The sequence below is a fragment of the Nocardia sp. NPDC049526 genome (genome assembly GCF_044465765.1).
In the GTDB taxonomy this organism is placed as follows: Bacteria; Actinomycetota; Actinomycetes; order Mycobacteriales; family Mycobacteriaceae; genus Nocardia.
Genome location: NZ_JBITMA010000002.1, coordinates 246,004 through 260,982 on the forward strand (window position 1 = coordinate 246,004; position 14,979 = coordinate 260,982).

Consider the following 14,979-nt stretch of genomic DNA (forward strand, 5'->3'; position numbering starts at 1 on the left):
GAACCGCGTATCCCTGTTGTCGGGCAAGCGCGGGTGCCAGAAGCCGATGGCGTCGCCGTTGTACTCGACGCGGAAATTGTGGCCCGCATGGCCTTCCGAGTGATGGACGAAACTCAGCTGCTCGGTCGATGGCAGGTTCCAGATACTCGCCGGTTGTGCCGGATCGAACGGCGCGGTGTGGGTGTTTCCGTCGTCGTGCGGCCTGCTGCCGATCAAGCCCTGCGGGCCGTCCGGTCCGTCCCGGGTGATGGTGCCGACGTACTTGTCGGGCACCCCCGCTATGGGCAGAACGCCCTCTCGCACCCGCACCCTCAGTTCGATGCCCTGCGCCTCGACAGCCAGCGTCCCGCCGCGTCCGACACCCTTGCGGCTGGATGCCACCTCGACCGCCTCGGCTATCAGCGAACCCGCCCGATGCACAGCGAAACCCGGTACCAAGCCGGCCAACTGCGCCGGCAAAGCGGCAGCCAGCCGGTTGAAGCGCTTGCGACCACCCCACAACTGAACCGACCACGACGGATCCGATCCGTCTCCCGGATCGGTCCACTCGAATTCGCCGAACACCTCACCGCCCCAGCTGTCCGCCAGCACACCTCTCGGCTCGGGAATTCGGAGCCCTTCGACCCGCCCGTGCACCGCGTATCCGGTGGCAGTCCACATCGTCCTCGACCACAAGCGGGCCCCGTCTCCGCCGGAAGCTTGCAGAGCGTAGTGCACCAGCATCGCGGCGACATCCGGCAACTGCGACGAAAATTCCGCCGACGCACCGTCGGCGTCACGATCGCTCAGCGCCTGCGCTACCGCCGCACGAACGTCCGCCACGGACATGTCGGGCGAAAACACGTTTGGTAGCCGGCCGGGCGGGCTGTCCGAGGGACGGTTGCCGATGAAGCTTGTCGGTCCGTCCGGTTCGGTATCAGGACTGCTGCCGATGCGACCGGCGTCGAGGGGGGCGAGCATTTCGATGATCCGGGTCCGCATCGCATCGGCGTTGCGCAGCTCGACTCGCACGCGTTCGGACAGTTCCCGCAGCCGACGCGGGGCATCCGGTCGTTCGGTAGCGTCGAGCTCTCGGCGGATGTCGGCGACCCTGGCCTCGATCATCGCGAGGTCTTCCTCGAGTCGCCGCTTTTCTCTCGCGATCGCTTCGGGGTCACCGCTGCGGGCAATGGCGTGGCTGTCGAGGACGCGCCACGGTACGCCTGCGTTTTCGAGTGCTGCGCGCAACTCCGGATCGGGTGGTTCGGGAAGGTTGATGTGATCGATGTCGGCGAGGGTTATTCCGCCGTGGATATGGCATTCGACGAACTGATGCCGCCGGAAGTGTTGGCCGGAGTAGTCGCGATTCGTTCCGCGTAGGGGTTGATCCTCCACGGTGGCGTTCGCGGACAACGGGGTAGCGCCGAAAGATTCCGGCTGCGGGTCCAGCAGCGGCGAGGGTACGGTTCGTGTCGGTTTACCCCCCCACACGGAGCCGGAGTAGACGAGCGAGTCACCGACGCAGAACGTGGCCCGTTCGCGGACATCGTCTTTCAACACCAGATCGATTCGGCCGTACATCGCCAGTTTTTCGGTGTGCAGCCTGATGTGGAGGTCGGGCAGCCCCGCCGAGACGCTGGCGTCGGACAGCCCGGCCGGGCGCTCGCCGTCGACGAGCACGTGCCCGTAGACCGGCCGCAGCCGCGGATCCATGTCTTCGGGGTTGCCGAACCACCGGTTCTCCAGCTGCGCCACATCGGTCTGGCGACCACCACCGACCGTGCCCTCGAACTGTGTCTTGAACCGACCGTCGGCGAGCAGGCCGAACAGGGCCTCTTGTCTCATCCGGAGCGCCAGCGGCTTGCCCTCGACCAGATCGGTGAGTTCGCCGGTCATCTGCGCGCGGAGTTCGGTGACACTCAGGCCGAGGTCGTCTGCCAGATCACCGATCTCCCGAAGCAGGGCGTGGTACTGCCCCAGCTGGCCGTGTACGGCCGGCTCACGCGCCTGTGGATATCGGGCGACGAACTCCTCATTGCGTCGTGCTACCTCGGGCGTGCGTGACGGATCACCGAAAGACGCTCGCCCGAATTCGTACAGCTGTGTGTAGTCGTAGAGCATCGCGCGGTCCAGGGCGCGCAAGGCCGGTTGCCGCCGAGCGCGCACCGGTTCGGCGGGCATGACAGACGTCGAGTCGGGGACCGGCGGTGCTTCGCCCGGGTCGTCCGCGCCCGGATCGAACAGGCCGAGCGCTCGGGGCAGGTTCCTTGCCAGCGCCGAGTGCAACTCGGTGCGGTTGGCCATCGCGATCAGCTCGTTGCGGCTCACCCAGCGGGCCTCCGCGATTTCCTTGTCGTCCACCACCGGATCGAGCCGCTGCGGCGCATCGGCAACGAGGACGTGGTATCTCCACCCGCGTGGCCCGTGGATGACATGCGTCCCGACATGGGCCAGGCCAGCCAGGTACTCCCCGCTCGCGCCGAGTTCCTCGCTCATCTCGCGGGCCGCGCCCTGGGCCGGCGTTTCCCGCGAACACAGCGCCCCGCCGGGAAGCTGCCAATTCCCCTGGGAGAAACCGGCTTTCGATCTGCAAACCAGGAACAGCTCCGCACCGAGTTCGTTCACGTGCCGGACCAGAACACCCGCCGCCCCGTAATGGCCCCAGTACCCGGGCTCGACTTCGCGGTCACCGGACATCCCGGGGTCGTCGAGGATCCGGAAGGGACGCTCCGGCTGCTCGGGTGTGTCCGCTGGGATCGTGGACGGCCGACCGGGCGGTCCGTCCGCATCGTGCGGTGGAACCGGATCGACGCCACGCCAGGTCGGAAGGGGAGTTTCGTCGTCCGGCGGACGACTGCCGATGAGATCGGGAGGATTACCGCGACCACTGTTCGGCGGCGCGGTCTCCGATGTGGCATCCGGATAGAATCGCTGCATGAACACGCCGGCGACCTCCTCCGTGGCTGCCAGGGCTTCGAGCGCGCGCTGCGCCTGCTCCTGAGTGATCTGATACGCCCTGGTCCGGGGGTTCGTGGCACGTTCTCTCGGTGCCCATTGGGTCACGCTCAGGCCGACGTGAGCGGCTAATTCCTTTTGCGACATTTTCCGACGCTTACGCGCGGCAACGAGCCAAGCATTGGGGTGCGGGAATTTCGGATCTGTGGGATCGGGCAGGTTGTCGATTTCCGCTGTGAACGTTTCCCGGAGCACCGCCTCGGCTACGTCGGCCGGGGCATCCAGGGCATCGAGGATGCGCACAATCATTTCGCGGGTCGGCTTGACACCGCGCTCGAATGAACCGATATATGTGGCCGAACCGGGCACACCCATGCGGGCGCCCAGTTCCCTGCGAGACATGCCCCGGGAATTGCGGGCAGCTTCGAGCCATTGACCGAACGGCTTGACCTCGCCAGGGTCCGGCCACTCGATCGGTTGCGTCTGCTCCGCGTCTCTGGACTCGGCCGGGACGGAGCCGTCCGGTGACAAGCCGTCGCCGGGCGGGCGCTGGCCCGCGAGCGCGAACTCTTCCCGCCGAGGCGGTGGAGCGCGGCTCGACCACAGCGATGGCGGGGGCGAACCAGGATCTTGGGCGGAGACGACCGCACGCTGCGTCGTGGACAGACGGTCGAGGGGTTCGCCCGTACTGTCGAATTCGATTGCGAGGATGTACCGGTCCGCCTCATCGAGTAGGTCGATGTACGGCTGCTGTTCGCGGTGCCACTGCTCGAACGGGACGGCTTTGTTCAGCAGCGCGCGAGGTTTGGCCAGCTCGGCGGGGGTGATCGGAGCCTCGCCGGGGGCGGCCGCTATGTCCAGGACGACCAGGTTCGGGGCGTCGGCCCGGTCACTGTCATTGACCAGCAGCACCAGGTGGCTTTCGACTTGCCCCTTGTTCACCCACTTGTAGACCAGTGCCTGGCTACCCCCGGGCCACTCTTTCAGCGATTCGGCGGCCGCGTCCAGCGACCCGAATGTCCGGAAGGCTCCGCCGAAGGCCCGCTCGGTGTCATCGGCGTTGTGGCCCCGCAGTGGCATGTCGTCCGGCAGGTGGTAGGCGTGCTCGTTGTCGGGGTACAGCACCCGCATCATCGTCACGCCGTTGTTGACGCAGCTCTTCGGGCTGCGCTGGTGGATGGCGACGGTGAGGTCGAGCAGGGCGGTGACGGCCAGGTAGGTGGAGGCGGCGAAAACGAGGACTTCGGAGGCCGGGTCGTCGGCAGTTTCGGTGGGGTCGAGCAGGCGGGCGACCGCGGCGGCGAGCCCGTCGCGGGCGGTGGCGGCGTTCACCTCGGTGGCGGGAACGTCCAGCAGGTCCGCCAGCTCTTTGCGGGCCGTGTCGACGGCGGCACCGACTTGGCGCACGCCCTCCGCGCCTGCGACCCGGGCGGGTTCCCAGCCGAGTTCGGCGGCCAGCCGGTTGCGCTGCGGCATCAGATGATTCAGCGCTTGCTCGTCGGTGAGGGCGTCCGCGTGCATCACCGCCGCGGGCGGGGCGTAATCGAGGTGCTGGTTCAGCGCTTCCACGGCAGCGGAGGAGATGCCTGCTCGTTCCAGCAGTCGGCTCAACGGGTCGTCGTCATCGTCGGTGTCGAACACGGTCGCGGCCGCCTGGACCGATGCGGGGATCCCCAGCCAGCCCGCCAGCCGCGCGAACCGGTCCCCCCGCAGGTGCGGTTGGACGGCGTCGGGCCCGGCGTGCACGGCCTCCATCGCGGCGCGGTCCATATCCGCCCCGGCGTGGCCGGTGTCCGGCCCGGTGTGGTGGAGGCCCGCAGCGATGGTGGTCTGAGGCGAGGTTGCCGAGCCGGCAGCAAGATCTCCTGCGATCGGGGGCGCGTGGGCCTGGTTGGCTCGGCGCATCGCACGCTGCAGATACGCGCGGTCGGCCGCGTCGTTCTGCAGGGGGGCCGTCAGGCTGCGCATCTCCCGCTCGGCCGCGGCGACATCGGCCGCGGTGGCAGCGACCTTCGTCCGCGCCGACTGCACGGCCTCCCCCGGTTGTGCCGCATCTGTATTGCCCATCTGACGGGCGGCTTCGGTGTATTCGGTGGTGGCCTCGGTGTGCTTGGCCACCGCGGCCCGATAGTGGGTGATTGCGACCCGCGCACCGTGATGCTGCGCCTCGCTGTAGAGGCGGTCGGACGTGGCGACGTTGAAACAGAAGCTGCCGTTGCGGCCGTTGCGGCCCGCGCGCGCCGACCACTGATGGTCCTCGTCCGGATTGGTCGGCGAACGCCCCAGCATGTGCGCGTGCACTCCGCCCAGCTGATTGACCTCGTCGCTGATCGACACGTCGAAACCCCGGCCCAGCATCCCCGTGCCAACGGTCACCGAGCCCCGAACGCCCGCGGTGTCCTTGACCGACAGCAGGTGTTCCTCGGCGGCATTGTTGTCGCGGTGCTCGGCGAACCACCGGGCGTCGATCGCATTGTGTTCCACGTCCGCCTTGGTGAGCATCAGCGAGAATTTCCGAGCCAGATCGTTGAACGGGCAGATCACCAGCACCGGCCGCCCCTCGGCCTGCAACTGCTGCACCCGGCTCACCGCGTCCCGCAATTTCTCCGGCTCGGTGAGGAATATCCGATCCTGCTCCCCCACCAGTTTCGACCGGCCGAAGTCCTCCACCTTCGCCAAACCGCCCTGAACCGGGAAATTCTCCTTGATCTCCGCCACGCTCCGCTCCAGCGTGCCCGACATCAGATGCAACTGTTCATACCCGCCGAGGACGTCCTCCACCGTGACGTGTTTCGATCCAGTCCCGTCGGAATACACCGGGGCACCGAACATTGCCTCCACCATTTTGTGGCGGCCGCCGAACCACCGGCTCTCGGTGCCGATCTTCGGATCGCTGCGCGGCTTCCCGTACTCATCGAGAATCTGTACCTTCTTCTCGAAATCCTTTCCGAAGATCTGGAAATCCCGATTCAGTTTCAACCGGCCCGCCTTGACGTCCAGGAAAGCACGGGCCATCTCGGTTTCCTCGGCGGTGAATTTCCGCCCGGCGTAGCTTTCCCACAACCGGTTCACCGTGTCGAGGCACTGCTCGGGTTGCTCGCGCAGCAACCGCGCCGTCAGCGTCCGTGCCGCCCCGATCTCCTCCGCCGACAGCGCCCGTACCGCTCCGGCCCCCTCCGCCGTCAACGGCCCATCGTGGAGTGCCTCTTCGAGATGGACCGACAGGTCCTTCGCCGCCGTGATTCTGCTGCGCAAGACGGCTTTCAAGAAGTCCCGCACCCGGTACACTCCGGCGGCCTCGACCTCCGAGGCGATCTCCCGCTGCCCCTCGGACTGGTAGTGCACCGTCTGGTTGTGCACCAGCACCGCGTCCGCCTCATCGATGGTCGCGGTCTTTCCCGGCGGCGGCCGGTCGAACAGCTCGGCGGTCGCGCGCTCGTCGTAGGTCATGTAGTACACGGTCGGGTGTTCGGCCTCGCCTGGAGGATTGTGCGGATCCCAGCGCGCGACCTCGTACCCGAGACTGCGCAGCATCGGCGCGAATTCCCGGACCCCCTCGTTGGCCAGCACCTCGGTCGTGGTGATCACATGATGCACCCGCACCGACTTGCCGCTCGCCAGCTCCACCGGCTCCCCGCGCGACAACTGCCCCAACGTATCCAGCGCACCGACCATGGACTTGCCCTGCCCCGTGCCCATCTGCCGCATGAACCCGTGCTCGCCGAGCAGGAACGCCTTGATCTGATTCCACCGTGGCGTCTTCCCGGTACCTTCGCGCACCGCGTCGATGTACCGCAGCAGCGACTCCACCCGATCGCCATGCTCCATCGCGTGCCTGCGCTGCCCCCACGACTCACCGGCCAACTCCTCTTGCCGCAGCCGATACAACGCCAGCGCCTTCTTCGCCGCAGCCTTGAACTGCGTCTGCTGCTCGGCGGTTAGGTCCCGCTTCGTCGCCGGATCCGCCGACGGCAAACCCACCAGCTCCTGTGCCAGCTCCTCCACCGGGCGGTCGGGTCCGGACGGGCGCGCGTCAGCGGGCACCGCATCCTCGGAGTGCGCCACAGACGGCGCGTCGTGTGCCGGCGGTACGTCCGCCTGCTTCGGCGCCGTAACCCGGGCCGGGCCCTCACCACCCGCATGGCGGCCGGACGCATCGCCCACCTCCACCGGCGGATCAACCTTCGCCGACCCCCGCCCCGGCCGCGCAGCCGCCGGCTCGTGCCCGGTCGCACCGTCGCTGTCCGGAGCCCGGGGGCTCCGGACGCCACCGACCGCATGTGCGTCGTCCTCGCCGTGATCTGCCGATTGCTGCGGTTCCGAACCGGAGTGGTCGCCGTCCGAGCTCGACAGGACCGCACCGGAAGCCACACCACCCCCAGCCGGCGCACCACTACCGGCCTGCGCATTGCCACCTCCGCCAGCACCGTGAACACCACCACCGGCCTGCCCATTGCCAGCTTGCGCACCCGCGCCACTACCGGACTGCCCGCCGTTACCAGTTTGTGCATTTCCGGCGCCACCAACCTGCGCACCGCCGCCATGCGCACTAGCACCATCTTGCGCATCTGCACCGGCGTGCGCAGGAGCACCGGTCTGCGCAGCGCCACTACCGCCCTGCACATCCCCACCGGCCTGCGACCCGCCGCCGGAGGGCTCATCACCACCGGCGGGAAGGTCTACACCGGGCTCTCGATCGCCGGCACGGTCTTCCGGCGCGTGGTCGCCTTGCCGCGCAGGCGAATTGGGCTCGCCCGGTTGCCTGTCCGCCCTCGCCTGATCGTTCGCGTCTTCATCCGGGGCCGGAGCCTGCGCACCCGATGCCGAATCGGCGAGGCGCCTCGTCAGGCCTCCCGACTCGTCCGGCTCGTGCTGTCCATCACCCGTAGCTGTCGTCGGCCCCGATGAAACCGGGTTCCGTCCCGGCTGCAGTGCTCCGGCGCCCCCAGCATGGCCGGGCACGGCCGAGTTCGCGAGATGTGGGGTGGTGCCGCCGTTGCTGTCCACCGGAGCAGTCGGAGCGAGTGCCAGCGATTTCGTACCCTGGGGAGCCCCCGCCAGCCGCATCACGGCTTCCTTGCTGAGACTCACCGTGGAAGGATCCGGAGCGACGTGGGCCCCGCTGCCGTCGACCACTTCCCCGATCGGAGAACCGAGATCCGAATGGGCGCCACCGTGGACATCCACGACTCCGGCGACTCCGCCGCTGAGCAGCGACGCCAGAACATCTTCGAAGTTTTCCGGCCAGCCCGTGATCAACGCCGCCGCACCCAGACCGGACACCGCGCCCGCAATCCCCTGCACCAGCCCGAACGTCGCGCGGCTGGTCTCCAGACGGGGAAAGACCTTGGGCGCGAACATGCCGCCCACCGCACCCCCGGCGCCCGACACTCCTGCAGCTTCGATCGACTTCAGATCGATACCCGTCGGGTTCTCCCCGTTCGCGCCCTTGACGATCGGGTTCCGGTCGCCGGACAAGACCTGCATCAGCTGAACCCCGAGATCCGCACCCGCGGGCAGCGCGGCGGCCTTGCCGACCGCGAACGCGAACCGGTACGGCCCCAACGCCGACAGGCGGGCCGCCGTCTTCGCCGCGCCCACCTTGTAGGCCTGCTCCAGGCCCGCGCGCATCAGCGCGACCTTGCCTCGGCCCTCGACCAGCATCGAATCCACCAAGGGAGCCGCCGCAAGCTCTCCGGCCGGACCGGCCGCGGCGGCCGTCGAGAGCATCTTGATGATGCGCCAGGCGAGCTCGATGCCGAACACGAACATCACGCACAGCGTCTTCTCCGCATCGTTGGCGGCCGCGTGCGCTTGATCGGCCAAAGCCAGCGCTTCCTCCCGCAGCCTGGCCGCGCCCTCGTGTTGCAGACGCAATACCTCGCGCACTCGGTCACCCAGCGCGCCGAGCGAATCCTCTTGCGCCAGTAATTGTTCCGCGTCCTCCGCATGACCGTTCATGGCGGCTGCCTTGGCCCGCAGCTCGGCCGCCATCCACCGCATCCCGGACACGTCGGCGCGCGGCAGGTCTCCCCCGAAGACCACCATTTCGATCGGGCGCCGCACCACGGTGGGCAAACCCTCGAACAATCGGCGCAGCTCCACGACCGGGTTCAGCGACCACGAACCGTCCACCGGCACCGCCTACCGCGACGTCGCGTCGACGAGCACCGCGTGCAGTGCTCGCGCTTGGAGGCTCGCCTCGTCTCCATGCAGCACGACATCGGTGAACGCGGCACCGAGGGCCCGGCTCACGTCGAACCCGCGTGCGTCCGCGGCGTCCCCGGTCAACTCGGCACGCCAGCGCCGGTAACCGCGCACTACCTCGGCGAGTGTGCTGTTGCGTCCCGCCTCCAGACACAGGTACTCCGCGATCAGGACACGCTGTGCCCGCCTGCGTGCGAGACCGCCACCGGCGAAGTCGAGTGCTCGGCCGAATTCGCGGAGCGTCGCCTGATAAATTTCCAGCTCCGCCGGCTCGGTGTCGGACTCCGCCGTTCCGATCGCTCGCGTCGGCTCCTGCGCGGTCCGCTGGTCGAGGGTGATCGACCGACCGGCGCCCCTGCCCCGCGTGTCGCGCGGTTCGCGACTCCACCACACCGGCCCCGGTTCGACATCGAGCTCCGCCACCGCGACGACATCGAGATCGATCACCGGGTACTCGGTGAGCACCCGGTCCACAGCGGCCACGAATTCTCGTATGACGGGCACCTGCAAGCCGGGGGTATCGAATCCGGTCACCCGCACGTCGTGGTTCTCGGCCAATGTCGACGCCAGCCAGCCGACCACGGGATCACTAACCGGGCGCGCGCCAGAGCGACGCCGATCGCGCGGCAATTCGTCGGCGGGCTTCTGCGTCCGCGGCGAAGAGGCCACCCGAGGACCAGGGAGTCTCGGCGCGGCACCGGCGGGTGGTCCGCCCGTTTTGGGCGGCCGCCCGGACCACGGCGTATCTCGCTGTCCCGCGCCGCCCGGTGGGCTCGCCCATGCCGGCCGTCCTGCTGCGGCACTGGATGAACCCCGGGTGGCGGCCGGGGGCACGGGGATCGATGGGGACACTGCGGCGGCCGGCGGGAACACCGCGGCGGCCGGAGGACGGCGACCGGAGTCTCCGGCAGGCTTGCCGGAGTTACCGCCGACTCCCCGCTCCGCCTCTCCGCCCGCAGCCCGACCCGAAGGATCCCGCTGCGGACCGCTCTCCGGCGTGGAGCGTCCCGCGGACGCGTCCGGTGTCCGCGATCCGCCGGGGATGGATCGTTCGGTGGGGTCAGCCCGGTCCGTTGGATACGCCGGGGGCCCAGCTGCCGGAAAGGTCGCCGCGGGATCGGACGTCACAGGCGACGGTGCACCGGCGAGCGAGGACGTGTTCGCGCTGCCATCCGGCCGGGGCGGCGCCGGCTCGCCGATCGGGTCCGGGTCATCGGCCGTAGTACCGACCCAGCTGGCGCCGAACCTGTCCTGCATTTCGAATTGGCTTGCGGCGTCGACCATTCCAGCGGCCGTGCTGTGCAGGCTCTGCTCCATCGCCCGAAGGTTGGCCAGCAACTGGTCGGCATGCGGCTTGAACTCCTTGGCGAACGCGATACCCAGGTCGTCGTTGCCCCAACTGCCTTCGGCGTGCGCCAGGGAATCGCGCAGTCCCGCATAGGTTTGCCCCACGCGGTCCCCGAGTTCGGCCAGCCGCGCTCCCCGATTTCGCATGTGGTCCGGATCCAACCGAACTTCACCGTTCACGTCGCGATCCCCCTCCGGTCAGGCTCGGCCGTTGCCCCGCAGCCGGAAACGTCGCTCGAAACCGGCGACGAACACCGACAGCGGCACCGACGTGGTCGAGCGCTCCACAACACCATCGTCGGCGACATAGAAAACCGAACGGTCCAAAGCCATGTCGCCGTCCGGCACCGGCGAACGCACCAACCAGCCCACGCTGACGCGATCGGCCCGCAACGTCGACAGCGAGTATCCCGTAGTGTCGTACGCCTGCCGTCGGATGTGATCACGGACGAGGTCGAGCGCATCCGCTTCGCCGATCCCCTCGGCGTGGTTCGCGTCCAGATCCGCGAGCATGAACTGGAACATCGCACCATCAATGTCGGCGCCGTCACCGCCGCCGAAGACCTGCACGATCGCCTCGCGAGTCACCGCTCCGGCCTGCGCGGCCGATACCAACAACTCGGCCGCGGCCGACTGGTCGTCCAGCAGGTTGCCGACGACACCCGCCACGGTGCCGACGGTCCACACTGCGGGCAGCGCCGGTGCGCACTCCGGTAGAGGCGCGGACTCACCCCGGTACCACCGACCGGCCTTCCACCAGTAACAAAACGACAGCAAACCGGTTGCCGCCCGCGGATTGAGCACCGGGTCGGCCACCCAATCCGGCGCTCCCGCAAACAAGTCCGGCATTGCCGCACCCCCGTTGTAGGCGGCGTCCAGAACCGACGCATCCCACACACCACCCGACAGCACGGCCCGGTCACCGGGCAGTAGCGTCAACGTCGAACCGCTGCGTCCGGCGCCCTCGAAAATGCCAACCGACGGACCGATCCGCGGCCCATGCCCCGACCCGACCGCCACGAAGGCCGCCGCCAGCACCGCCCACCGGGCCCACAACACGGCCAGCTCCGGCAGTTCGTTGTCCACGGCCACCGCCCGCAGACCCGCGCGCTGGTCCGCACGCATCGCGTCGGCGGCGACGCGCGGCGGCCGCGTCCGACGTTCGCCGCGCCCGAGGTAGGCCGCCAGCCACACCGGCAGCCGATCCCGCGGATAGCGTTCCAAGTCGGCGAGGTAGGCCTCCGGTGCGAACAATTGCTCGCCGGGAAACGGCACCGCACCGTGATCGGCAGCGGCCTCGACACCGTCCGCATCGATGCGCACCAGCAACCGCCACCACGGCCCGCCGTCGGCCCCTGCCGACACCTGCCGATGCCGGCGCACTCCATCCCACACCGCATCTGGCACCGGGGACCGGAACGACCGGATGCCGTCGTCGACCACCAGCAGCGCCGATTCGGCGACCACGGTCATCGCGAACCACGCCTCCAGCCGCTGCCACCCGGGTGGGGCTACCGCACGAAGCCCATCGGCGATCCGATCGACCAACCCCGCGAGGTTCTCATCCTCGGCCTGCGTCACGGCACTCTCCGTGTTCCAGGAACGACAAACGTGCCGAAACCTCGGAGGCGCCAACGCGCGGCCTCGACAGTGAGCAGTTCACGAGCAGTTCCCCCAAATCGCCTGGATCGGTTCGTCGTCAAGATTTGGAACGTCCCAGGCTGAAGATTTCGCACTTCGCGTCCCGGCGCAATGCCGGTATTTACCAGCCATGGCAAGCCCACCGGTCAGTGATCCCCGTCATAACGAGCACTCGACACCACACTCGGCAACAGCTCCAAATGACCCAGGATCACCTGAAGCTCTTCCAGCAGAGCGGTTCCCGCGTGCGGGTCGGCACATCAGCGAGCCGATACAGATGCGCCTCCTCCGCCGCATCCAGCCACAAGGCCCGCACAACCGAATTCAACACTTGCACAACAGCATCGATGGCTCCGCTCTTGTTCGAGCCAAGGAACCTCGGAAAGGGGTGGCGAGCGCCAGCGTCGCCACAGAAGCACGCAGTTCAGAAGCAGTTTCCGCGGCAGCGCAATCCTAAGTTCGCTGTATAGCGGACTTAACGCAACACGAGCTCTCCACCAGGGCGGCATACTGTGCCGACAGCACCACACGGGACTGAAGTGACGGACCAGTTGTTCAGGCCGTTGCACTCAGACTCCCGGCTGCGTGTGATCGCCGCTCCACCTGGCCGCTTGTGCAGCCTGCGCACCGACGGTCTCTTGGTTCATCGCGTGCCACTGGCCCCCGCACACACGGCCGCGGTCAACGTACGAGGAAACCGCCGCCGACCTGATCGACACCCGCGACCGCGGCTTGGCCGACAACACCGTCGGCAAAATCATCGACACCCTCCTACACACGGCCCTCATGATTCTCGACGAGATCGGGTTCGCGCCCCTGGACGACACCGGCACCCAACTGTTTGCGGCCTCGACGTCCTCATTGCCCCCTATACGCACGACGGCGTCTGTACCTCGAGATAGCGATTTCGTCGATGTTACGAACTGACGGGATCAGGGACAGCGCTTGTTAACTCAGTAGCGAAAAGTCCTGGAGGACGATTACGCCGCAACTACTCAGCATCGAGACGGTCATTGTATCCGGGGGTAGCATATGGCTGACTTTTGTTGTGGCACAATGCAATACGCTTCGATCGACCTTTGATTCCAATGGTGAGCACCCGGCAACGCCGTATTCTTCCGGACGTGACCAACCGGAAATGCGCCGGGCGTCAACTTGATTCATCGGTGAGCCGATCACGAACCGGCAGATCTCCCTTTCACCGAGTCCAATTCCATCTTTCGCAGGAGATGAATCATGTCCGCACCCACCACGTCGACCACCGATATCGACAAGGCGATCGAGGAGAACATCGCGAAGTCGCTGGCCGAGATCCCGCATCCGGCGCTGCCGAAGGGTACCAATATCTATGGCGCGACCAAGATCTTCCCGGACTATCAGGCCGAGGCCGGGGAAACCTACTTCACGCTGGTGCACGGCATCGCGCACGAATCGTCGGTGAGTTTCGTGGCGGTCCTGCAGGCGACCCGGGCGCTGCGCAAGGGCTTCGAGTCCGCGATCTACTTCTATGGTCCTGGTGCCATCAACGCTGTTGCGACCCGCGGCTTTCCGACCACCGGCGACAGCGGGTTCCCCGGCGAGCAGAACATCAATGATGCGCTGGCCACCTTCATCTCCGAGGGCGGCAAAGTGTTCGCCTGCCGGTTCGGGCTGGCGCTGCACGGTGCGCGTGAGGAAGACCTGATCGAGGGCGTGATTCCGGCGCATCCGCTGGATGTGCAGGACGCGCTGATCCATTACGCGCGCAAGGGCGCGATCATCAACTCCACCTACCAGGTATAGGCCGCTGCCATGACCGGGGTATCCACTCGAGTAGACTTGGCGCTACTCGGCATTCGCGTCGATGTGCCGGTGCAGCGCCGTTCCGGGGCCGGGCCGAGCGACGACGGTCATGTGCTGTTCGGGGGTGCCGGCGCTGCCATTCCCATCCGGTCCGACAGCCCCTACACCCTGCACGGCGATCGACTGTTACTCGACGGCGCCGACCTGGGCGTATCGGTCGAGCCGGTGCGGCGGCCACGCTTCTACGACGTACGCACGGCCGAAGGCGTCGCGTACGAGCAAATCGCCAAACTACATGGTGCGGATGTACTCGCCACAACTGTGGTGCAGACCTGTATCCGGTACGCCGAAGATCAACGCTGCCGGTTCTGCGCCATCGAGGCCTCCCTGGAAGCGGGCCAGACGATCGCGGTGAAACGGCCCGAGCAGATCGCCGAGGTAGCGGCGGCCGCGGTCCGGCTCGATGGCGTACGCCAGATGGTGATGACCACCGGCACCTCCGCCGGAAAGGACCGCGGCGCACGGCATCTGGCGCGCTGTGTGCGGGCAGTGAAGCGGGCCGTGCCGGACCTGCCGATCCAGGTGCAGTGCGAACCACCGGGCGACCTGGCCACCCTCACCGAACTGCGGGAGGCCGGGGCGGATTCCATCGGTATCCATGTCGAGTCCCTCGATGATCGGGTACGCGCCCGCTGGATGCCCGGTAAATCGACCGTGCCGCTGACGGAGTACCGGGCGGCCTGGGCCGAGGCGGTCCGCGTATTCGGCCGCAACCAGGTGTCCACCTATCTGCTCGTCGGCCTCGGCGAGGATCCGGACGAATTGATCTTCGGCGCAAAGGAATTGATCGAGATGGGGGTGTATCCGTTCATCGTGCCGTTCCGCCCGCTCTCAGGCACCCTCGCCGTCGACGTGGACGGCGCGATGGCACCTACACCGGAGCTACTCGAGGACGTAACACAAAGGGTCGCAATCGAATTGCGCAACGCCGAAATGTTCGGCTCCGGACAGAAGGCCGGATGCGCGGCCTGTGGGGCGTGCAGCGTACTGCAGACCGCGGGAGGCTGA

The 14,979-nt window shown here is 67.6% G+C and carries 5 protein-coding genes and 1 pseudogene (1 of these 6 only partly in view); 3 read left to right on the top strand and 3 right to left on the bottom strand.

Annotated elements, in window-relative coordinates; all coding sequences use genetic code 11:
- The 3 genes in view from ACIBW7_RS05845 to ACIBW7_RS05855 are tightly spaced (at most 18 nt apart) and all read right to left on the bottom strand, a layout consistent with a single transcriptional unit that may run on beyond the window.
- Positions 1-9,069 carry the start of a helix-turn-helix domain-containing protein gene (locus ACIBW7_RS05845; protein WP_397044560.1) on the bottom strand. The gene continues 18,774 nt to the left of window position 1, outside the view, so only the first 9,069 of its 27,843 coding nucleotides appear in the window; its start codon is at positions 9,067-9,069; its stop codon lies beyond the left edge, outside the window.
- Positions 9,070-9,078: 9 nt separating this feature from the next.
- Positions 9,079-10,668, bottom strand: coding sequence for a hypothetical protein (locus ACIBW7_RS05850; RefSeq protein ID WP_397044562.1), 1,590 nt, complete (start codon positions 10,666-10,668; stop codon positions 9,079-9,081).
- 18 nt (positions 10,669-10,686) lie between these two features.
- Entirely contained in the window at positions 10,687-12,069 is a 1,383-nt protein-coding gene (locus tag ACIBW7_RS05855) for a hypothetical protein (protein ID WP_397044564.1), read from the bottom strand.
- Positions 12,070-12,825: 756 nt separating this feature from the next.
- Between ACIBW7_RS05855 and ACIBW7_RS05860 the strand changes: the two are divergent.
- The 3 genes and pseudogenes from ACIBW7_RS05860 to ACIBW7_RS05870 all read left to right on the top strand — a co-directional run.
- Positions 12,826-12,969: pseudogene (locus ACIBW7_RS05860) on the top strand (ATP-binding protein); the annotation flags it as partial.
- Positions 12,970-13,365: 396 nt separating this feature from the next.
- A complete protein-coding gene (locus ACIBW7_RS05865; protein ID WP_397044566.1) occupies positions 13,366-13,911 on the top strand; it encodes an MSMEG_0572/Sll0783 family nitrogen starvation response protein in 546 nt (181 codons plus the stop codon).
- 9 nt (positions 13,912-13,920) lie between these two features.
- Positions 13,921-14,979, top strand: a complete 1,059-nt coding sequence (locus tag ACIBW7_RS05870; protein ID WP_397044567.1) for an MSMEG_0568 family radical SAM protein — start codon at positions 13,921-13,923, stop codon at positions 14,977-14,979.